Annotated in this window: 25 protein-coding genes; 6 read left to right on the forward strand and 19 right to left on the reverse strand. The window is 62.1% G+C overall.

The annotated features are described in order from the left end of the window. Positions 1 to 78: 78 nt before the first annotated feature. From IPP03_00145 to IPP03_00175, 7 genes are all read right to left on the reverse strand, one after another. Positions 79 to 663, reverse strand: coding sequence for a hypothetical protein (locus IPP03_00145; protein ID MBL0351191.1), 585 nt, complete (start codon positions 661 to 663; stop codon positions 79 to 81). Between the two features lie 216 nt (positions 664 to 879). Next, positions 880 to 1,581 (reverse strand): pirin family protein, encoded by a 702-nt coding sequence (locus IPP03_00150; GenBank protein ID MBL0351192.1) that lies wholly within the window; start codon positions 1,579 to 1,581, stop codon positions 880 to 882. Positions 1,582 to 1,609: 28 nt separating this feature from the next. Then, positions 1,610 to 2,188 carry a polyisoprenoid-binding protein gene (locus IPP03_00155; GenBank protein MBL0351193.1) on the reverse strand — a complete coding sequence of 193 codons (579 nt, stop codon included), beginning with the start codon at positions 2,186 to 2,188 and terminating at the stop codon, positions 1,610 to 1,612. Positions 2,189 to 2,211: 23 nt separating this feature from the next. Then, the gene (locus IPP03_00160) at positions 2,212 to 2,763 is read right to left on the reverse strand and encodes a YceI family protein (GenBank protein MBL0351194.1); all 552 of its coding nucleotides are present in this window, start codon (positions 2,761 to 2,763) and stop codon (positions 2,212 to 2,214) included. A gap of 1 nt (position 2,764) precedes the next feature. Then, positions 2,765 to 3,262, reverse strand: a complete 498-nt coding sequence (locus tag IPP03_00165) for a cytochrome b (GenBank protein MBL0351195.1) — start codon at positions 3,260 to 3,262, stop codon at positions 2,765 to 2,767. 68 nt (positions 3,263 to 3,330) lie between these two features. Continuing rightward, positions 3,331 to 3,555: a hypothetical protein gene (locus IPP03_00170; protein ID MBL0351196.1), complete on the reverse strand. Its 225-nt coding sequence runs from the start codon at positions 3,553 to 3,555 to the stop codon at positions 3,331 to 3,333. A 180-nt stretch (positions 3,556 to 3,735) separates the two neighbouring features. Continuing rightward, on the reverse strand, positions 3,736 to 5,232 hold the full coding sequence (locus IPP03_00175; protein MBL0351197.1) for an ABC transporter ATP-binding protein: 1,497 nt from the start codon (positions 5,230 to 5,232) through the stop codon (positions 3,736 to 3,738). Between the two features lie 37 nt (positions 5,233 to 5,269). On the opposite strand from IPP03_00175, the gene IPP03_00180 reads away from it, so the two are divergent. Both IPP03_00180 and IPP03_00185 read left to right on the forward strand, forming a co-directional pair. Next, positions 5,270 to 5,533 carry a hypothetical protein gene (locus IPP03_00180; protein ID MBL0351198.1) on the forward strand — a complete coding sequence of 88 codons (264 nt, stop codon included), beginning with the start codon at positions 5,270 to 5,272 and terminating at the stop codon, positions 5,531 to 5,533. Between the two features lie 191 nt (positions 5,534 to 5,724). Further along, on the forward strand, positions 5,725 to 6,612 hold the full coding sequence (locus IPP03_00185) for a LysR family transcriptional regulator (GenBank protein MBL0351199.1): 888 nt from the start codon (positions 5,725 to 5,727) through the stop codon (positions 6,610 to 6,612). A gap of 17 nt (positions 6,613 to 6,629) precedes the next feature. Here the strand turns inward: IPP03_00185 and IPP03_00190 are convergent, their stop codons facing one another. The 6 genes from IPP03_00190 to IPP03_00215 form a co-directional block, all read right to left on the reverse strand. Then, complete coding sequence (locus tag IPP03_00190; protein ID MBL0351200.1) at positions 6,630 to 7,721, reverse strand: calcium/sodium antiporter; 1,092 nt, start codon at positions 7,719 to 7,721, stop codon at positions 6,630 to 6,632. Between the two features lie 144 nt (positions 7,722 to 7,865). Next, a complete protein-coding gene (locus IPP03_00195) occupies positions 7,866 to 9,674 on the reverse strand; it encodes a DEAD/DEAH box helicase (protein ID MBL0351201.1) in 1,809 nt (602 codons plus the stop codon). A gap of 191 nt (positions 9,675 to 9,865) precedes the next feature. Continuing rightward, positions 9,866 to 10,660, reverse strand: a complete 795-nt coding sequence (locus tag IPP03_00200) for a ferritin-like domain-containing protein (protein MBL0351202.1) — start codon at positions 10,658 to 10,660, stop codon at positions 9,866 to 9,868. Further along, a complete protein-coding gene (locus IPP03_00205) occupies positions 10,657 to 11,706 on the reverse strand; it encodes an aldo/keto reductase (GenBank protein ID MBL0351203.1) in 1,050 nt (349 codons plus the stop codon). Before IPP03_00205 ends, IPP03_00200 begins: the two co-directional genes overlap by 4 nt. 26 nt (positions 11,707 to 11,732) lie before the next feature. Next, on the reverse strand, positions 11,733 to 12,065 hold the full coding sequence (locus tag IPP03_00210) for a hypothetical protein (GenBank protein MBL0351204.1): 333 nt from the start codon (positions 12,063 to 12,065) through the stop codon (positions 11,733 to 11,735). 20 nt (positions 12,066 to 12,085) lie between these two features. After that, positions 12,086 to 12,307, reverse strand: a complete 222-nt coding sequence (locus IPP03_00215; GenBank protein ID MBL0351205.1) for a YdcH family protein — start codon at positions 12,305 to 12,307, stop codon at positions 12,086 to 12,088. A gap of 66 nt (positions 12,308 to 12,373) precedes the next feature. Between IPP03_00215 and IPP03_00220 the strand changes: the two genes are divergently transcribed. The 3 genes from IPP03_00220 to IPP03_00230 all read left to right on the forward strand — a co-directional run bounded on the left by IPP03_00220 (position 12,374) and on the right by IPP03_00230 (position 14,848). Beyond that, positions 12,374 to 12,682, forward strand: a complete 309-nt coding sequence (locus tag IPP03_00220) for a hypothetical protein (protein ID MBL0351206.1) — start codon at positions 12,374 to 12,376, stop codon at positions 12,680 to 12,682. Continuing rightward, complete coding sequence (gene greB / locus IPP03_00225) at positions 12,682 to 13,239, forward strand: transcription elongation factor GreB (GenBank protein ID MBL0351207.1); 558 nt, start codon at positions 12,682 to 12,684, stop codon at positions 13,237 to 13,239. Before IPP03_00220 ends, greB begins: the two co-directional genes overlap by 1 nt. 427 nt (positions 13,240 to 13,666) lie before the next feature. After that, positions 13,667 to 14,848 carry a hypothetical protein gene (locus tag IPP03_00230; GenBank protein MBL0351208.1) on the forward strand — a complete coding sequence of 394 codons (1,182 nt, stop codon included), beginning with the start codon at positions 13,667 to 13,669 and terminating at the stop codon, positions 14,846 to 14,848. Between the two features lie 470 nt (positions 14,849 to 15,318). On the opposite strand, the gene IPP03_00235 is transcribed toward IPP03_00230, so the two are convergent. From IPP03_00235 to IPP03_00245, 3 genes are read right to left on the reverse strand one after another with little or no spacing between them, the layout of a single operon-like run. Continuing rightward, positions 15,319 to 15,480 (reverse strand): hypothetical protein, encoded by a 162-nt coding sequence (locus tag IPP03_00235; GenBank protein MBL0351209.1) that lies wholly within the window; start codon positions 15,478 to 15,480, stop codon positions 15,319 to 15,321. A 40-nt stretch (positions 15,481 to 15,520) separates the two neighbouring features. After that, a complete protein-coding gene (locus IPP03_00240; GenBank protein MBL0351210.1) occupies positions 15,521 to 16,123 on the reverse strand; it encodes a hypothetical protein in 603 nt (200 codons plus the stop codon). Beyond that, positions 16,120 to 16,923 (reverse strand): SURF1 family protein, encoded by an 804-nt coding sequence (locus tag IPP03_00245; protein MBL0351211.1) that lies wholly within the window; start codon positions 16,921 to 16,923, stop codon positions 16,120 to 16,122. Before IPP03_00245 ends, IPP03_00240 begins: the two co-directional genes overlap by 4 nt. On the opposite strand from IPP03_00245, the gene IPP03_00250 reads away from it, so the two are divergent. Continuing rightward, complete coding sequence (locus tag IPP03_00250; GenBank protein MBL0351212.1) at positions 16,886 to 17,086, forward strand: twin transmembrane helix small protein; 201 nt, start codon at positions 16,886 to 16,888, stop codon at positions 17,084 to 17,086. The genes IPP03_00245 and IPP03_00250 overlap by 38 nt on opposite strands. Here the strand turns inward: IPP03_00250 and IPP03_00255 are convergent. The 3 genes from IPP03_00255 to ctaD form a co-directional block, all read right to left on the reverse strand. Then, positions 17,074 to 17,946 carry a cytochrome c oxidase subunit 3 gene (locus IPP03_00255; protein ID MBL0351213.1) on the reverse strand — a complete coding sequence of 291 codons (873 nt, stop codon included), beginning with the start codon at positions 17,944 to 17,946 and terminating at the stop codon, positions 17,074 to 17,076. The two genes, IPP03_00250 and IPP03_00255, sit on opposite strands and share 13 nt — an antisense overlap. Further along, positions 17,943 to 18,557: a cytochrome c oxidase assembly protein gene (locus IPP03_00260; protein ID MBL0351214.1), complete on the reverse strand. Its 615-nt coding sequence runs from the start codon at positions 18,555 to 18,557 to the stop codon at positions 17,943 to 17,945. The genes IPP03_00255 and IPP03_00260 overlap by 4 nt, the downstream gene beginning before the upstream one ends. A gap of 135 nt (positions 18,558 to 18,692) precedes the next feature. Continuing rightward, a complete protein-coding gene (gene ctaD / locus IPP03_00265) occupies positions 18,693 to 20,300 on the reverse strand; it encodes a cytochrome c oxidase subunit I (protein ID MBL0351215.1) in 1,608 nt (535 codons plus the stop codon). Positions 20,301 to 20,307: the final 7 nt, after the last annotated feature.

The raw sequence follows: 20,307 nt of genomic DNA on the forward strand, positions 1-20,307 counted from the left end.
ACCGCAAAATCTGCGGTCCTTTTTGTGGAAAATTTCGAACCCTTGATGATTCGAAATAGATCTGCTTACAAGACTTGGCTACAGGTCGAGCGGCGTGACCCGGTTGCCATTCAGACTCAGATTCGCCATCAATCCACCATTCGTGAGAACGAATCCAACGATCGGCTGCTGGGCGGTCCGGGTCGTCACGCGGGCATCGGCGCCCACCGTCAACAGGGCTACCGAACCATCGACACCTGCCGTCCATCCTCTGCTGGAATGGAATCGGCTCAGCACTTCCTGCGTCATGAAGAGAATGAAGACTGCCTGCGATTGCGCACCCGCGAGCAGCCCGACCGAGGCCTCGGTCATACGGAAATAGCCACTGGTTTTGCCGCCCTGACGCATCGCGCCCTGGCCGTGTGAGCCACCGACGATGAAGCCGGCCGAGACAAAGGACGGAAACACCAGAACGCCCCGCGCCGACGTGACCATTTCTTCCGATCCCCTAGCTTCCTTGTAGAGGCGTGACAGAGCGCTATCCACTGCCGAATCGATGGCCTGGCGCTGGGCAGCGGGGTCGCCCGAGGCGCCGCTGGTGGTCGAGCAGCCGGCCGTAATGGCCGCAAGGGTCGTAAGGGCAGCCATTGATGCACCGGTAGCGATGAATTCACGCTTGTTCATAAGTTGATCCTTTCGATTGTAGGGATAAACATTGTATACCGGATGCGCGCAAATCGTCCGGGAAAAAACGAGCGATCCGACGCCCGAAAAAAGTATGTTCTTCCCCGGTGATCTGGTTAAGCGAAGCCAGCACCGACGAACGCCGGATTGAAGGCCTCGCCCCCATTGAGAACGACATTGTCGAATATCTCCCTTGCGTCATTCGCGGCGGGGAAATCAGGAGGCGAGATCGAAGACCAGAACTTCGGCATCCTTGCCGTCGCTCAGATTCAGATGGCTTTCGTCCGCCAAAAGCGCGGCATCGCCTTTTTGCAAGATTTCGCCGTTGACCGCAAGCGTGCCGCGAACAACATGGACATAGGCCTTGCGCGTCGGGTCCAGCGTCAGCGTGGCGGCTTCGCTGCCATCGAACAACCCGGCGTAGAGCGCCGCATCGGCGTGAATGGTTACTGAGCCGTCGGCGCCATTTTCCGAGGCAATCAAGCGCAGCTTGCCACGCTTTTCGGCGTCGTCGAAACTTTTCTGTTCGTAACCGGGGTCGATACCCTTGACGCGCGGCGTAATCCAGATCTGGAAGAGATGTGTCGTCTGCTCCGGCGCATGGTTGAACTCGCTGTGCATGACGCCGTGTCCGGCGCTCATCCGCTGGACGTCGCCGGGCGGGATGTCTGCGCCGTTGCCCATGCTGTCCTGGTGGGCCAGCATGCCGGTGGTGACGTAGGTGACGATCTCCATGTCGTGGTGGCCGTGTTTGCCGAAACCAGTGCCCGGTGCGATCCAGTCTTCGTTGATGACGCGCAGGTTGCCCCAGCCCATGTGCTCCGGATCGTGATAATCGGCGAACGAGAACGAATGGCGGCTTTGCAGCCAGCCGTGGTCGGCGTGGCCGCGCTCTGCGGATTTGCGGATGCTCAACATGGCGGGGGCTCCTTGTGCGGGTGGCGAATTACTGTTTGATGGCTTCGATGGCGATGTCGATGCGCACCTCATCGCCGACATTGGGTGCGTACTTGCCGGCGTTAAATTCAGAACGCTTGACCACGGTATAGGCGTTGGCGCCGATCGCGTCCTTCTTCAGCATCGGGTGCGGGGCTGCCTTGAAATCAGTCACGGTCAGCGTCACCGGTTTCGTCACACCTTTCAGCGTCAGCTGGCCTTCGATGGCCGCCGGCTTTTCGCCTTCGAACACCACCTTGGTCGACTTGAAATGGGCCGTCGGGTACTTTGCGGTATCGAGAAAATCTTCGCCCTGAATGTGCTCGTTGAAGGCGGCCAAGCCGGTGTCGACGGATTTGGTATCGATTTCGATGTCGACCGTGGCAGTCTTGGCGACCTTGTCCAGCACGACCTTGCCGCTTGTCCTGTTGAAGCGACTGAGCTGGGTCGAGAAGCCGAAGTGACTGTACGAGAAGCGCGGGAAGGTGTGGTTGCCGTCGACGACGAAGGTTTCCGGGGCAGCCAGGACCGGGGCAGCCAAGGCGCTGGAAAGGACGAGTACGGTAGTCAGTTGGGCGACTTTATTCATGGTGTTCTCCTGTTGGGTTGGGGTTATTTGCTGCTGGCGGTGATACGGAACCTGATCTGGACCTCGTTGGCAACGACGTCGAACTTGGCCCAGCTGCCTTCGCCGATCGAGAAATCGGCGCGGCGGATGGTGAAGCTGCCGTCGAAGACAGCCTGCTTGCCCTGTGCTGTGAAGGTGGCGGGGACGACGACCTCCTGTGTTTTACCCTTGATGCTGAGCTGGCCTGCCACTTCATAGCGGTTGCCGCCGAGCGCCTTGACGCTGCTCGACACGAAGCGGGCCGTCGGAAAGGCCTTGGTGTTAAACCAGGGCTTGCCGGCCACTTCATCATCGCCTTCCGAGGCGCCGGTGTCGACGCTGGCCAGATCGACATCGAAGGTCGCCCGCGCCGCAGCCGGCGTGGCCGGGTCAAACGCGAACTGGCTGGAAAAACGCCTGAATTTGCCGTCGACCGCAACGCCCATCTGCTTGTAGGTGAATTGGATGCTGCTCTGCTCGGCCTGCACCTGATTGAAATCGGCAGCCTGCACGGCAAAGGCAGTGGCGAGTGCGACGACGAGGACGAGTCTTTTCATGTCAGTTCTCCTTGCCGGGCTGCGGCAACATGCGGGTAAGAATGTCATCGCGGTCGATGAAGTGATGTTTCAATGCGGCGCCGATGTGGCCGGCGATGACGGCGACAAACAGCAGGTTGAGGCTCTTGTGCGCCAGCGCCAGAAGGTCGCCAAGTTCCTTGTTCTTTGCGAGCAGGTCGGGAATCGGCAGCACGCCGAACCACACCGTCTGGAAGCCCTTGGCGGAACTCATCAACCAGCCGGAAAGCGGGATGACGATCATCAACGCGTAGAGCAGGAAGTGGCCGGCGTGGGCAGCGAGTTGCATGAGCTTCGGCATGGTGTCCGGCAGCGCGGGCGGCCGGTGCGTGATACGCCAGGCCAGGCGCAGCCAGACCAGCAGGAAAGCGGTGACCCCGGCCCACTTGTGCCAGGAATAGAGCTTCAGCTTTTCCGGCGACAGCGGCAGGTCGTGCATGTAGAAGCCGAGCGCGAGAAGGCCAAACAAATGGACCGCCATCAGCCAGTGCAGGGCCTTGGCGGTAGATGTGTAACCCGAGGTTACTTTCTTTGGGGCGTAGCGGGCTGTCACGGTCGACCTCGTTGTTGGGGCAAAAATGAATGGGTGGCCATGGCGATCACGTAATCGTCGATGCTGGAACGGAAGCGCTCGCCGCAGGCATTTTCACCGCCGGCACCGAGTGCGACAGACAGTGACAGAAAATGTTCATCGTTCGGATGCGACGGCAAGGCGCCCGGCGCCTGGCGACGGCAGTCGGGCAGGGCGGGGCGAAGAGAGCGGGTTGGTGTCATGCGAACAACTCCTGAAGCGATATGCACACTTTAGCCGTTCTACAGGATCAGAAATAGGCCACAATCTGCAAACATATATTGCAGAAATAGCAACAATGGCTACGCGCCGCAGGAAAAAAAGAGCTTTGCGGGCAGCGCCCGGGTTGCCGGACTGCAGCGCGGAATTTTCCCTTGGTGCGTCTAACGCCGGTCGCGGTGGGAAATCTCGACCACGCGCGCGCGCTGCGCGAGCTGTTCGACCAATGCGGTGGCCTTGGTGCGATTGGTGGCGTCGAGATTGGCATCCCATTCGTCGAGCAGATAGACCGGGTGCTTCGTATTCGCGACGATCTCCCTGAGCACACGCAACTGCCGCTCTCCCGAGGAGTAACCCTTCTTCAGCTCCGATTCCTCAGCCGCATTCATCTGGGCCGCATCGGGGACTTCCTCATCGACGTCGTCATTTCCTGCGGCGGCCGGCGGGACGGCTGCCTGGTCACTGCGGTTAAACTCGAATGCCAGGCGATCTTGCGTCGGCCAGTAGTAAGCCTGTCCGCGCAAATGGTTCTTGAGCGCCGCCAGCAGCGTGGATTTGCCGGCGCCGTTGCCACCGCGCAGCGATACCAGACCGGTGGGGGCAGCCAGAACGTAGTGCACCGCGTCGGCCAGCGAGGAGCAGACCCGCTCCCGCATCCCGTCCTTGATCTGGAGGTGCCCGAAAACAATCCGGTCGACAAATCCCGGATCCTCCGCTGGCTCGATATGCTCGCAGACGCCCTTGATGCGCGTCCACACAGCGATCATGTCGGTCAGCCCGGCCGTGAGCTGATGCATGTCCAGCGTCATCTCGATCTGCCGTGGCAGCGTTGCCGCCAGGGCGATCAGCAGGGCGGTGTTGCCGGCATCCTGCACGGCGACCCAGGCGGTCGTCGACAGCACGATCAGCAGCGCGATGACCCCGCTGATCGCGCTCCAGCCCTCACGCGCCAGAATTGCCCTGATTTGCGCGACAAGGGCGTCTTGCAGGCGCTGGCGAAAATCACGGTGCCAGCGGGCGAAGTTGTAGCGGTTGCCGCTGAAAATATTGTCCCAGGCATTGTAGGTGCGTGCCCGCATGCGGTTGGTCATGCGCTGGTTGTGCAGGAAGGCCGCAGCCAGCGGCTTGCGCAGCAGCCACTGCAGGGTGATCAGGATGACGAACACGACAGCGAAGGAGAGTGGCAAACCAGCGTCGATTGCGAAGCCGAGAACTGCCGAATTGAACAGCAGTTGAAAGAACAGGCGCAGATAGAACTGCAGGTTGTAGATCAGGTCGAAACAGATGTCGAAGGTTTCGCTGGTCAGGAACGGCTCGACCTGCTCGCGGCTGGCGGGGTCGGCCAGCAAGGCGGTGCGGAAGCGGTTACGCCGTGCGAAATGCAGCATGTAGCGACCGAAGGCGGCGAAGCCGGCGCGCTCGGCGAAGAGCCAGCTGACCGTGCCCGCCAGGTAGGAAAATGTCTGCACCACGATGATGGCGACAAAGGCGCCTGCCGAAACGTGTTCCTCGGTGATGTCGCGGGCGATCTCGATCACCAGCCAGGTGGTCGCCGCCCCGCAGGCTTCCTCGACGATGATCAGCAGCAGCATGCCGAGTGCCGCCGCGCCGACGAAGAAACGAAGGAAGTCCCGCGGGTGAAAGTCCGCTGAAGGGGTCAAGGACATGGGCGGCAGAGTGAGCGGAAGAGTGTCCTGCTTGGCCGCAGGCCAGGGAAAACGTCTGTACGGGCTGCGCAAGGAATCAGAAAGCGACGCTCAACGCACGGAAAGCAGACTCGCGTCTGCTTTCCGTGTCTTGCTCAAGAACGGCGTCGTCAGTCTGACGCCATTACTTGGCTTTTTTACTCTTTTTCTTGGCGGCCATGGTCAGGTTCCTTGTGTGGTTGAACTAAGGGTTCGAACAGTCATGCATCTAGTTCGCGGAAGAGATTTTAATCGAGTTAGCCTTGCCGTGTCATGAAATTAATTGAAACGGGGACTGGCGTGGTTACGGGGCAACACACCAGCCCGCGCACCGTGCCGCGTCGAAGAGAGCATGGTGGCGAGTCGGGGTCAGGCGAACAACTCCTGAAACGATGCGGGAAACTGGGTCGACCCCGTTGATACGTTTTGCATGACAATCAGACAATTATTATCGTGGATGGGGCAACAATGGACAGACTCGACGCGATGCGCCTCTTTGTCCGGGTGGCCGAGCTCGACAGTTTTTCCGCCGTGGCGCTGCAGGCCGGCGTCGCGCGCTCGGTGGTGACACGGAAGATTGCGGCGCTCGAGACGCATCTCGGCGTCAAGCTGATGGCGCGCAGCACGCGCCGCTTGGCACTGACTTCGGCCGGGTCAGCCTACCTGGAGAAGTGCCGGGTCGTCCTGAACCTGGTCGAGGCGGCCGAAGCCGATGTTGCCGAAGAGCGCCTGACCCCGCGCGGGAACATCCGCATCAGCCTGCCGCTCAGCTTTGGTCTCAAGCGGCTGGCGCCGCTGTTGCTCGATTTTTCGCAGCGCTACCCGGAAGTCGCGCTGGACATGGATTACGGCGACCGCCGCATCAATCTCATCGAAGAAGGAATCGACCTGGCGATCCGCATTACCCCGCAACTGGAATCCGGCGACGTGGCGCGCAAGATTGGCACCGGCCGCATGCTGGTCGTCGCTGCCCCGCAATACCTCGCCCGCCACGGTCGACCGCAACATCCGGCGGAACTCGCGCATCACGAATGCCTTGGCTATACCAATGTCGGCAGTCCCATGCTCTGGCAATTCATGGTCAACGGGCAACTCGAGAGCTTTCCGGTACGCAGCCGGATCAACGCCAACAATGGCGACGTGCTGACCGAGGCCGCGGCGCAGGGACTGGGAATCACCCTGCAGCCCGATTTCATTGCCGCCAGTTGCCTTGACGCCGGTCGGGTCGAGCAGATTCTTGCCGATTTCGCGATCCCCGAACTCGGCATCTACGCGATGCTGCCCGGCAACCGCCATGTGCCGCACCGCGTCAGGGTGCTGATGGACATGCTTTCTGCGGAGCTGACGACGGAATAGCGCTGCTCCTTTCGGCGTCAGGCCGGCGGCCTCGCCGCTCTGATGTTGTTGCGCACGAAGCTGATGATCAGAGCGATGATGGTCAGCGGCAGAACGTAGCCGAGCATCGCTTCGGACAGGGCTGGCACGCTGTCATGCTGCATCGCAGCCAGCACCAGATAGGTCGTGTAGATGACGTAGTAGGCGAGGAAGACTGCGCCTTCCCAGCGAGCGATCTCGCGGCCGGTGATCATGATAGGCAGGCAAGCGACAGCGACGGCAAGCATCACCCAGATGTCGAAATGGCGCGCCGTTTCGGAAACTGCGATCCCGCCATCGGCCAGAATACCGGCGAGCCCGAGGCAGGCGAAAATGTTGAAGATGTTGCTGCCGACCACATTGCCGACCGCGATATCGCGCTCGCCACGAACCGCGGCGACCAGCGAGGTGGCAATTTCCGGCATCGAGGTGCCGACGGCGACTACCGTCAGGCCGATGACCAGATCGCTTACCCCGAAGCTGCGGGCGACGGCGACGGCGGCATCGACCAGCCAGTCGGCGCCGAGGACAAGCAGGCCGAGGCCAGCGATGACCAGCAGGATCTGTACGCTCCAGTGCGCATCCCAGCGACTGCCGGCATCCGGCATTTCGTTGGCGAACTCCTCCAGGGTAGCCTTGCTCGCCCGCCGCGACTGGATGACCAGAAAACCGGTATAGACGACGACCAGAGCCAGAAACAGGGCGGCTTCGCCACTGCTGATGCGTCCGTCCAGAGCGAAAATGGCAAAAAGCAGGCTGGCGCCGATCATGATCGGGATTTCCTGGCGGACGATCTGCTCGGCGACGACCAGCGGCGCGATCAGCGCGGACAATCCGAGAATCAGGAGAACGTTGGCGATATTGCTGCCGACGACGTTACCAATGGCCAGATCGCCGGAACCGTTCAGCGCGGCACCGACCGACACCGCCATTTCCGGCGCGCTGGTGCCGAAGGCAACGATGGTGAGACCGACCACAAGCGGCGAAACACCGAGCGTCAGGGCGAGCCGTGAGGCCCCCCGCACCATGGCCTCGGCGCCGACGGTGAGGGCGGTGAGCCCAAGAACGAACATCATTGCGTGCTGGAGCATGGTTGCGAGCAAGAGGGGTGGTCGAACAGGCCGGAATGCGAATCTGCTTCGGCAAGCCGGTGGTCAAGGAAGTGGCATTCTAATACTGCTGACTGGTGTCTGCCCGGCCGATCGCTACGAGAAATGATCGAAGGAAGCCTTCGATCAGGCGTCGGAAGATTTCCTCTTCTTGAAACTGCGCTCGCCGTCGGACTTGCGCTCGTCATCGAAACGCGGCGCTCCTTCGTCGGGGCGCAGGTTGATCGGCACGCCGCGGACGCGGACTCGCTTCAGCGCGTTTTCGGCTTCCTTGGGCATGCCGGCCGGCAGTTCGATAGTGCTCGACTCGTCGTAAAGGCCGATGCGGCCAATGAAACGGCTTTCAATTCCGGCTTCGTTAGCGATGGCGCCGACGATGTCCTTGACCTGGACGCCGTGATCGCGGCCAACGTCGATACGGTAGCGCACCATGTCGCCGGCGGGAACCGGACGGCGAGGCTTGTCATCGAAGCGCGGCCGATCCTCGAAGCGCGGGCGGTCCTCGAAACGCGGGCGGTCGCCACGCTCTGCGAAACGCGGAGGGCGCTCGCGGTCGCCGAAACTTGTCGGCCGGCGGCTGTCGTCTGCGGCGGGCCGGGCTGGCGGGGGATCCTCGCCGGCGACTTGCAACGGCTTGACTTCCTGCGCCATCATCGCTAGCGCGGCGGCGATTTCCTCGGGCCCGACATCCTGTTCCTCGGCAATCTGCGAAACGATGTTGGCGAAGAACTCGAGGCCCTCGGCATTCAGCACCTCGGCGACGCGTTCCTTGAAGCCGGCGACGCGCTTGTTGGTGACGTCGGCTCGACTGGGTAGGGTCAGCGGCGCGATCGGCTGGCGGGTGGCGCGCTCAATAGTGCGCAGCATGCGGATCTCGCGCGGCGCGACGAACAGAATGGCGTTGCCGGTACGGCCGGCGCGGCCGGTGCGGCCGATGCGGTGCACGTAGGCTTCGGTGTCGTAGGGAATGTCATAGTTGACGACGTGGCTGATGCGTGGCACGTCGATGCCGCGCGCGGCGACGTCGGTGGCGATGACGATGTCGAGCGCGCCCGACTTCAGTTGTTCGATGACGCGTTCGCGCATCTGCTGGTTGAGGTCGCCGTTCAGCGCCGCAGCAGCGTAGCCGCGGGCGGCCAGCTTGTCGGCCAGTTCGACGGTGGCGGTCTTGGTGCGGACAAAAATGAGGGCGGCGTCAAAATCCTCTTCGACTTCGAGAATGCGGGTCAGTGCGTCGAGCTTGTGCATGCCGCTGACCTGCCAGTAAACCTGACGGGTGGCGGCGATCGTCGTCGTCGCCGACTTGATCTTGACCTCGCGCGGTTCGACCAGGTACTTCTGGGCGACGCGGCGGATCGGGTCCGGCATGGTGGCCGAGAACAGCGCGGTCTGGTGTTTCGCCGGAGTGCGCTCGAGTATCCATTCGACGTCGTCGATGAAGCCCATGCGCAGCATTTCGTCGGCTTCGTCGAGGACCAGGGTCTTCAGGTTGTCGAGGCTGAGTGTCTTGCGCTCGAGGTGGTCCATGACGCGGCCCGGGGTGCCAACAATGACGTGCGCGCCGCGTGCCAGCTGCTTGAGCTGGATGGTGTAGCTCTGGCCGCCGTAGATCGGCAGCACATGGAAGCCGGGCAGATGGCGGGCGTAGCTCTGCAACGCCTCGGCGACCTGGATCGCCAACTCGCGGGTCGGGGTCAGGATCAGCGCCTGCGGTTTGGTGATCTTGACATCGATCTGCTCAAGCAGCGGCAACGCGAAGGCGGCGGTCTTGCCGGTGCCGGTCTGCGCCTGGCCGATGAGGTCATGGCCGTCGAGGAGGACGGGGATGCACTCGGCCTGGATCGGCGACGGGGTTTCGTAGCCGATATCGGTGAGCGCCTGGAGAAGCCCCGAGCTCAAGCCGAAATCGGCAAAGCTCTCAGCGGGAGATGACATGCTGTTTCCTTTCGACGTCGCGCCTTCTCTTTTTATGCTGGGCGACGTGTTGGCCCGACGGTCGGGCGGCCTGGGGACCCCGATGCAGCCGTACCGGGGGAGAGTCAATGGTGAAACCTGCAAAACGAGTGGAAAGCGGTGGCTGCCCGGGAGACCTGCGGGCGCTGCATCAACCCATCGGATCTTCAAGTTTACTCGATTTCGAGCAGGGCCGCCAGTTCGCCGGCGGTGAAACCCGCCGCGAGGCGTGCACTTTCGTTGAGTGGTGCCTGCGGTCGGGGGCCATCGAAGGTCTTCAGCAGGTGGCGGTAGGTGCTTTCGGGTTCGAGATCGCGGTCGCCGCAGAGCTGGCGGAACCAGGCGTCGCCGAGGCCGACATGGCCGATTTCGTCGGCCAGGATGATGTCGAGCAGACGGGCCGATTCATGGTCGCCGGCCTCCGCCAGCTTCTGCCGGATCGGCGGCGTGGCGTCGAGTCCGCGCGCTTCGAGCAGGCGCGGGACCAGCGCCATGCGGGCCAGGACGTCGCCGGTCGTCTTCTCGGCCATGTCCCAGAGGCCGGCGTGGGCGGCAAAGTCGCCGTAGTCGTGACCGAGTTCGCGCAGGCGCTGGCGCAGGATGGTGAAGTGATGGGCCTCCTCGGCGGCGACACCAATCCAGTCGGCGTAGTACTGCCGGGGCATGCCACGGAAGCGGGCGGCATGATCGAGCGCCAGGTTGATCGCCGAGTACTCGATATGGACGATGGCATGCAACAGCCGGGCGCGGCCTTCCGGGCTTTTTGCGCCGCGTTGCGGAACCTGCCTGGGCGGCACCAGTTCGGGGCGCGGCGGCCGGCCGCAGACCAGATCGACCGGCGTCGTGTCCTGCCAGTCGAGTATGCCGGCCTGCCAGTCAGTAGCGACTGTTGCGGTCAACGCCAGTTTTTGCCCGATTTCCGTGGTGGCCAGCGCCGCCGCGAGCGCCGCGAACAGCGAGCGGGTCATGGCGCCGGGTTGGTGTAGCGCAGGTGGACGGCGTCGATTTCAGCGAGCAGTTCGGCGGAAATCGGCGTTCGCGTGGCGGGCAGGGTTTCCTTGAGTTGCGCCAGTGATGAGGCGCCGATAATGGTGCTGCTGACGAACCAGCGTGAGCGTGCGAAACCGAGCGCCAACTGAGTCAGGGTCAGGCCGTGCTTTTTGGCCAGCGCCGCGTAGGCGCTGACGGCGGGGATCACGTTGGGCTTGGCGTAGCGCTGGCCGAAGTTGGGCCACAGCGTCAGGCGGCCGGATGCCGCCGGATCGGCGAGGTACTTGCCTGTGAGGTGACCGAAGGCCAGCGCCGAATAGGCGAGCAGGCCGACCTCTTCGCGGTGGCAGACTTCGGCGAGCGCGGTTTCGAAGGTCCGGTTGAGCAGACTGTAGGCATTCTGCGTGCACAGCACGCGCGGCAGGCCGAATTCATCAGCAAGGCGAACGAACTGCATGACACCCCAAGGGTGCTCGTTGGACAGGCCGATGGCGCGAACCTTGCCTTCCCGGACCAGTTCGGCGAGGGCGTCGAGTTGGTCGCGGATCGGCGTGCAGGCGCGCTCGTCAGCCGGATCGAATTGCCATTGGCCGAACATCGGCTGGTTGCGTTCCGGCCAGTGCAGCTGGTAAAGGTCGATGTAGTCGGTCTGCAGGCGTTGCAGCGAGCCGTCGATGGCGGCGCGGATATTGGCGCGGTCGAGCGCCGGCGGGCCATTGCGGATCCAGCCCAGGTTGCGCGAGGGACCGGCGACCTTGGTGGCGACGATGATTTGCTCGCGCTGCTGGCGTTTGAGCCAGCGCCCGACAATGGTTTCCGAAACACCATAGGTTTCGGCGCGCGGTGGAACGGCGTACATCTCGGCGGTATCGAGGAAATTGACGCCGCTGGCCAGCGCGTAATCGAGCTGGCTGTGGGCGTCGGCCTCGCCGGTCTGCTCGCCGAAGGTCATCGTGCCGAGGCAGACATCGGGTACGACGAGCGTGCTGCGGCCGAGGGGGCGGGGATTGAACTGGCTGGCCATGGCTTTCTCCGGAATTTGGCGGGTTTTCAGGGTTGACCGCAGAGCACGCCGTAGATCAGCACGTGGCGCTGCCGGACTTCGTCGAACCCGGCGGGGACGATTGCGAGACGATGGTCTTCCGGCGCGCTGCAATGGGCTTCGACCCAGCGGCAAGCGGCGGCGAAGGCATCGTCGAAGCTGGCAAACAGGCCGTCAAGCTTCGCCGAGCGCACCGGCAGGAAGTTGCCGGACGCGCGGTCAAGCAGGGTGTCGGTATCGAGCATTTGAACGGCATAGCCGCCAGGCGGGCGCGGCAGGGACAGGTCGTCGAGGTCGAAGCGGTCGCCGAAAGTGTCGGTGCCGAATGCGGATCGCCGCATGCTGCTTGTCGCGCTGACGACTAGGCTGGAATGTCGGGCACCAGCATTTGCTCGAGGTGCAGAATCCTGTCCTTCAGGGCCAGTTTGCGCTTCTTCAGACGGCGGATCAGCAGGTCGTCGGGCGGCGGGCTATCCGTCAGGTGGGCAATGACCAGATCGAGATCGCGATGCTCGATCTGCAATTCCTGCAGTTGATGACGGAGATCGGCGATTTCAGCGTCGTTGAGTGATTGATTGGGCATGGTGCATTCCTTGCGACGGGCGATGTTTTGCTAGAATAACCGAAGGCTTCTCGGGAGGAGGGAAAAATGCAACATCACGTCATCGTGTCGTTCGGCAGGAACAAGGAATACGAGTTCAGGTTTGCCGGCGGCGGCCATGCCGACGAGGCGCGCAAGTGGTTCGAGCGCGAGTTCAAGGCGCTTGAATGCGATGTTGCGACGCCGACCGGGAAGATCCTCGCCGTCGACCGCATCCTCAGCGTCGCAAGATATGCCGGCGAGGCGCGCTTTCGCGACCGGCAGGGCTGGTCGGAGCAATTCGCGAAGAACACCGCCGCCATCCTCGGCCGCGACCTGATCCGGGTGGATGTCCCGAACTATCTTATCGGGTACTGATGAACAAGGCGTTCGTCAGGGAGGCTGACGGCGATGATGACGAAAGTCTCGAACCGTCGCTGAAGCTGCCGCCGGGGACGCGCAATTACATTACCCCGCTCGGGCATTCCCGGCTCAGGGACGAACTGGAACATCTCGTCAAGCGCGAACGCCCGCAGGTAGTCGAGGTCGTCGCGTGGGCCGCGTCCAATGGCGACCGCTCGGAAAACGGCGATTACATCTATGGCAAACGCCGCCTGCGCGAGATCGATCGGCGCATCCGCTTCCTCACCCGCCGTCTGGAGATTGCCGAGGTGGTCGACCCGTCGCGCCAGGTCGACAACGATCAGGTTTTCTTCGGTGCCTGCGTGACCGTAGCCGACGGCGAGGGCAATGAGAACACCTACACGATTGTCGGCGTCGACGAAGCCGATGCCGCTCGTGGCCTCATCAGCTGGGTTTCGCCGCTGGCACGGGCGCTGATCAAAGCACGCGCTGGCGACAACGTGCGCTTCCAGTCTCCACTCGGAGTCCGTGAACTCGACATCGTCGACGTCATCTACCAAAGGATCGTCTGAAGCCCGCGGCTGGATAGGCCGACCGTTTTCCGGACCAGGCGGCAGCGAATTATCAAAGTAAAGCAGACCTATCCGGTCGTCGTGCGCCGGGCGTTATTTTTCCGATCCATGACGCGCGACCGCCAGATACTTGGAAATCGCGCGCGCCTCCCTCGCCCGGCTCGTTGCATCGCCGATGAACGCGACGAGATGTGGCTGCGCGACCAGATCATTGGTGGCAACCCGCGGCAGATGAAACTGCCGTTCGCGCCATAGAGTCGCCTGGCGATCAACGGCTTGTTAGCTTGACGCAGTGGCCGGAAAAAATACGGGCCTGGTTCAGGCACTCCGTTCTAAATGGAAGCGGCGCGCTGTTCCTGATTCGGCTGCCGCCACCTATACTCGAGACACTGCGCTTGAGCGAGACATCGAGGGTATGCAGGCCGACATGAGCAGTTTGCAGTGCTCCATTCCGGGATTTGTCCCAGCGAGCAGTCATTTGCTGACGAGAGCTACTTGCGGGCTCGCGATCTTCAGTCCACCTTCGCTGTTTGTCGCCTTGCTGGTGGCGCTGGCGGGATGCGCCAGCACGGATCGCCCTCCAGAGCCGACCCCGCCGTTGGTCGAGATCCCGGAGAGCACGTGGTGGCGGGTCGACGCCGACATAGGTGTCGCCTCGCTGGCTGCGGCCGGCCAGGCCGGGAAATACGCGCGCGGCGAAATGGAAGGCTGGAGAAGCTACGTCGAGGCGCGCACCGACGCCGACTTCATCCCGTGGTTCACCGGCTACTTGACTCAGCAATGGCTGGCCATCAAGGTCGCCTGGTACAGGCTGGGCGCTGAGGAAGGGACAGACCCGGCCGTCAATCGCCTGGCCTCCTATCTACAGGAGCAGTACGACGAGCGCGTGCTCGATCCCGTCGCCAAGAAGATCAATCCTGACGCGGTTAGAGAGGAGGCGACAATGCTCTACATCCGGGTTCTCGGCGAGCAACTGCCGGGAATCCGGCGGCGCCACGGCGTGCCGCAAGCGCAGTTCGACCGGCGGCTCAAGGACATTCCGGCGATCGCGCTGCCACCTCCGCCGGTACACGGCGCTTCGCTATACGAGGTTGTCCGCGCCGGCCCGATCGAAAGTCTGCCCGCCTATGTGGCACTGACCGCTGGCTTGAGCAAGGAGGCGGAGGGTGCCGGCCCGTCGGACACCAGGCTATCGCCAGTGGCGAAGCGGGTCAGCGAAAATATGCTGGCCAGGCTCGGCCCTGGCATTGGTGCAAGCGCTGCCGCAGCGGCGGTCGGCGGCGTCGCCGGCATGGCCATTTCGCTGGGGGTGGCCGGTATTGGTGCCATCGCGTACGAGAAGGAACGCCCGAAAATCGAGGCGCAGCTCAGGGATAGTCTCGACGCCGCATTGGGCGAAATGTGGCGGAGTCTGGTCGAGGATCCCGCCGGCGGGGTGATGGCCGGGGTTCATCACATCTCCGGGCAGATCACGGACGGTCTCGCCAGAACCTTTGCGCAGCCAGTTCAACTGGAACCGTTGCCGCAAGAAATTTCCCTGCCAGGTGACAAGGCGCCCGAGGACGAGGACAAAGACAGGACGGATGAAGGCGCGCCCGACAACAATTAGGCCGATGACCGTGCGGCACCCTCGATGCGGTCATCAAGGCGCGTGCCTAGTCCCCCCGAATTCGAGCGCACGCCGTCGGTTGGTACTATCATTGCCTCTGCGGACAAGTCGGTTCCGGTACGATCACTCAAGGAGAGAAAATTATGGGAAGCAAGGACAAGAGGAAAGAGCCCAAGGGCAAGCAGCCGAAACCAAAACCGGTGCCCCTGGGAACCTGAACGACGCCTGCCGATCGACTCGAGCCGGGCTGCGGACCTTACAAGCCCTGGCAGGTGTCTTAGTGGAGAGTCCGTGGCCCTGGCCAGAGGTCAGTAGACGAAATGTGCATCGCCTTAGTTCCTGATCCTGGACGAGGGCCGCTTGGGCGCCTCTCGTCCGGGAGCCAAGGCGCTTTCGTCATTGATTTGCGGGTCTTTAAACTCGCGAGCCACTCGGTCAGCGGGCTGGGCTTCGCCGAGGCCGGTGAGTTGCTAGTCGATTGCGTCGTGGTTGCTCCACACCACATCGCCCAAGGTAGCCATGTTCCGCATGATTTCCCGCAGCCACTCCGCCGATAGCGCAGCCATTCCTTCCCGCAGCAAGCCCCATTCCGCCACCGCCAGTCGCGGCACATCGGCGAGGCGGCATGACATGGGAAGGCTCGGTTAGACGATGGTTTACATCTTGGGACTTCTAGCCGCCCCAAGAGAATTTGAGCAAGCGTTCAAGATCGCTGCGCACGCCTTTGGCGACGACCTCAGAAGGGTAATTCATGAACAGGTTACCCTGCGAGTCGACTATGTGCAGTTTATAGCCTGAGTCCCCTGAGTCGTCACCCGAACCAGGCAACCAGTTTGCTGGCGCCTCGGCCAGCACGAGGTCCGGTTGCCGCTGGAGGGTGGCGGCGAGTTCCACGTCAGTGATCCGGTCGGTGAGGACGACACGGCGCAGGCGTACCATTTGCTTGTCCAGCGAAACATGAATTCGGCGCATCTCATCAATGCGCCGGACGCAGTCCGAATCGCAACTACCCTTGCCGCTCAATAGCAGCAGCCATTTCCCTTGAAGTTCAGCAGTTGCCAACGGGCGACCATCAGTCGTCTTGAGTCCGCTGGCCGGCAAGGGAACTGGTGGATTGACCAGGTGCCCGTTGTTCCCCGTGCGGTCGGGCTGCCAGCCGAAGAAATAAAGCCCGGCGGCGATGACGAAGGGCAGGGTCAGGAGGCCAACAACCAGTGCCAGCATCGGCAGGCCACTGCTCTTTTGTGCGGGTGTTTGCAGGGCGCTGGTGGTCATGGCCGGCGCAACAGGAAATAGGCCCAGATGCCGATGCTCGCGACGGCGAAACCGAACCATTGCAGGGCATAGCTGCGATGGCGTTCGCTGCGCTCGTCGGGTCGTGGCCATTCGCGCAGGTAGCCGCCCGGCGCGTCGGCATCGAGCAGGATCACCAATGGCTGCAGCGGGTAGCTGACGACGGCGCGGAAGCGTTTCAGGTCGAGGTTTTGCCACACCGGCTCCCAGCCGGTAGTTGGTTGGGCGGCCAGGTTGAAAAAGCGCTGCTCGGGGATGATGGCGATGCCGGTCAGTTCGACGTTGCCGCTCGGCACGCCGGCTTCGGGCAGAACCCGATGGTTGGCATCCGCAGGCAGCCAGCCGCGATTGACCAGCACGTGCATGGTGGAACCCGCGAGGCGCAGCGGGGTGATGACGTGGTAGCCGGCCTGCTCGAGATGTAAGCGGTTGTCAATCAGCACCTGGCGCTGAGGATCGAAGGTGCCGCGCAGGACGACCCTCCGGTAACGCAGCGATTCGGCGTCGACTGTCTCGCTTGGCATGGTGACCAGCAATCCCGAACTGCGGGCATCAAGTTCGTGCTGCAGATTGACCTTGGTTTCGGCCTTGCGCCACTGCCACATCCCGAGCGAGATGAATGCCGGCAGGAGAACAGCTAGCAGCAGAGCACCGAACAGCGCTGTCCGAACGCGGCCGGCCCTTGCCGATTCGGATACTAAACGCGCATACTCGGGTTGCGCTTGCCTTTCGGAGGACTCCGCGATGATCAGGGTGCTGGTTGTATTGCTGATGTTGGGCATTATCGGAAGCCTGTTTTCCGGGCTGTTCTATATCTATCGCGACCGTGGTGCCGGCGCGCGAACGGCGCGCGCCCTTACCCTGCGCATCGGCTTGTCGATTTCGCTCTTTCTGCTGTTGCTACTCGGGTTCCGCTTCGGTCTCATTCCCGGCTATACCCAATAGACAAAAACGAAGAGGATCAGCCAGACGACATCGACGAAGTGCCAGTACCACGCCACGCCTTCGAAGGCGAAATGGCGTTCGGCGCTGAAATGACCGCTCAGGCTGCGCACCAGAATGACCAGCAGCATGACGGTGCCGAGCGTGACATGGAAGCCGTGGAAACCGGTGAGCATGAAAAAGGTCGCGCCGTAGGCACCGGCGCCCATGGTCAGACCCAACTCCGTGTAGGCATGATGGTATTCGTAAGCTTGAAAACCAAGGAACAGGATGCCGAGCACGACCGTTGCTCCCAGGCCGAGGACGAGTTGGGTACGCCGGTTGCGCAACAACCCCCAATGCGCCCAGGTAACCGTGGCACCGGAACTGAGCAGCAGCGCCGTATTGATAGCTGGAATTCCCCAGGCGCCCATCGGCGTGAATTTCGCACCCTTGGGTCCACTGGACGGCCACTCACCGGCAAACCCGGGCCATAGCGTCGTTCCATGGGCACTTTCCATGTCACCTAGAACCGGAACTGAAATGATCCGCATGTAGAAGAGGGCACCGAAGAAGGCGGCGAAAAACATGACCTCGGTGGCGATGAACCAGATCATTCCGTAGCGGAACGACAGGTCTTCCCAGTCGCGGTAGGCGCCGCTTTGCGACTCGCTGATGACGCGGCCGAACCAGCCGAAAAGCACGTAAACAATGACCGCGAAACCGCCGAGCATGACCCATTTGCCGAGCGGAAAGGCATTGAGTGCCTGGATGAAGCCGAGGGCAAGCAGGAGCATGCCGCCGGACAGGATGACCGGATAGAGACTCGGCTCCGGCACGAAGTAGTGAACGTGCGAATCAGATTGTATCTGGACGGCTTTCATTGCGCCTCCCGGTTGCTGGTCAAGGTTTGGCGCTGCCCGTCGATGCCGAAAAAGGCATAGGACAGCGTGATCTGGGTAATGTCGCGGTCGACACCGGATTTGATGATAAAAGCGAGGGGCATTTCACGCGACTCGCCCGGCCCCAAGGTCTGCTGCGAAAAGCAGAAACATTCGATCTTGTCGAAATACTGGGCTGCCTTACCCGGCGTGACGCTGGGTACGGCCTGACCGGTAATCTCGTGGTCAGAGGTATTGCGTACCAGATAGGCGACCTGCTGCAATTCGCCGGGATGGACATCGAGATCAACGGTCAGCGGACGCATGTCCCAGGGCAGCCCGGGCATCACCGTTCCGGTAAATTCGACGGTGATCTTGCGCGTCAGGTCGACGCTGGCGACCGGTGCTGTTTTGGCCGTGAAACCGCCAATGCCGAATCCGTCGCGAATCGGGTTGGGGCCGGCGGTTTTCCCGTTTAACCCAGTCGCTGCGCACAGCACGTTGTAAAGAGGAACCAGCGCGAAGGCGAAAGCAAAGGCGCCCGCGACCAGAAGAAGCAGGCGGCGTACCAGTGGCCCGTTGTTCGGCAGGCGCGGACTCGTCTCGTCGGCCATCTAACGTTTGATGAACAATCCGGCGATGTAGATCAGCAGCGCGACAGCAGCAATAATCCAGCCGATGCGTCGTGAACTGGCGCGCCTTCGCTCAAGGTCTGTGCTGCTGAACGACTGTTCCATGCGAAAGCCTCCTTACTTGACCTGTGGTTGAACTTCCCAGCTGTGATGCGGCGGCGGCGACGACAATTCCCATTCCAGGCCTTCCGAACCTTCCCAGACGCGCGCGGTCGCTTTGGGCCCGCCACGGATGCAGACCCAGATATTCCACGCGAAAATCAACTGGCTCAAGCCGAGAATGAAGGCGCCGATGGTCGAAATAGCGTTGAATTCGGCGAACTGCAGGGCGTAGTCGGGGATGCGTCGCGGCATGCCGGCCAGACCGAGGAAAAACTGCGGAATGAAAGTCAAGTTGAAGGAAATGACCGTCAGCCAGAAGTGCAGCTTGCCCAGCCGCTCGCTGTACATATGGCCAGTCCATTTCGGCAGCCAGTAATAGACACCGGTCATCACACCCATGATGCCACCGGCGAACAAGGCGTAGTGGAAGTGGGCGACGACGAAATAGCTGTGATGGTACTGGGCATCGGCAGCGACGTCGGCGAGGATCAGCCCGGTCAGGCCGGCGATGCCGAACAGCACAATGAAGCCGAGGGCAAACAGCATCGGTGTCTCGAAGGTCATGGCGCCACGCCACATGGTCGCGATCCAGCAGAAGAACAGTACCGACAGTGGCAGGGAAATTGCCATCGTGCTAAACATGAAGTAGATCAATGCCGGCACTGGCAAACCGGCAGTAAAAAAATGATGCGCCCAGACCATGACCGACAGCACGCCGATGGCGATGAAGCTGTAGACCTGTGCCTTGTAGCCATAGATCGGCTTGCGTGAGAAGGTCGACATGACGTGCGGAATCAGGCCCCAGACCGGCAGCAGCAGGATGTAGACCTCCGGATGACCAAAGAACCAGAACAGGTGCTGGAACAGGATCGGGTCACCGCCGCCGCCGGCGTCGAAGAAATGGGTGCCGAAATGACGATCGGTCAGCAGCATAGTCACCGCACCTGCCAGTACCGGCAGCGTGGCGATCAGCAAGAATGCGGTGATCAGCCAGCCCCAGGCGAAGAGCGGCAGCTTCATCATCGTCATGCCGGGCGCCCGCATGTTGAAGATGGTGACGATGATGTTGATCGAGCCCATGATCGACGAGATGCCGAGGATATGCACGGCAAGGATGGCGAAATCGACGCCCATGCCGCCCTGTACCGAGAGTGGCGCATAGAAGGTCCACCCGGTCGCCAGCGCCCCGTCACCGACGCCGAACAGGGCCAGCGTGAAGGGCAGGGTAAGCAGGAAGGCCGCCGGTGGCAGCAGCCAGAAACCCCAGTTGTTGAGGCGGGGTAGCGCCATGTCGGGGGCACCGATCATCAGCGGGATCATCCAGTTGGCGAAACCGGTGGCGGCCGGCATCAGCGCCGCGAAGATCATCACCAGCGCATGGATGCCGATCAACTGGTTGAAGAACTCGGGCTTCATCAGTTGCAGGCCGGGCTGGAACAACTCGGCGCGCACCGCGAGGATCATGATGCCGCCAACGAAGAACATGATCAGCGAGAAGGTCAGGTACATCGTGCCGATGTCCTTGTGATTCGTCGTCGTCAGCCATCTGGCGAAGCCGCCCGGGTGATATCCGCCGTGGTGTTCGGTGTCGTGTCCCGCGGGATGGGTGGTGATGCTGCTCATCTCGATT

This window comes from Candidatus Dechloromonas phosphoritropha, from assembly GCA_016722705.1.
Lineage (GTDB): Bacteria > Pseudomonadota > Gammaproteobacteria > Burkholderiales > Rhodocyclaceae > Azonexus > Azonexus phosphoritrophus.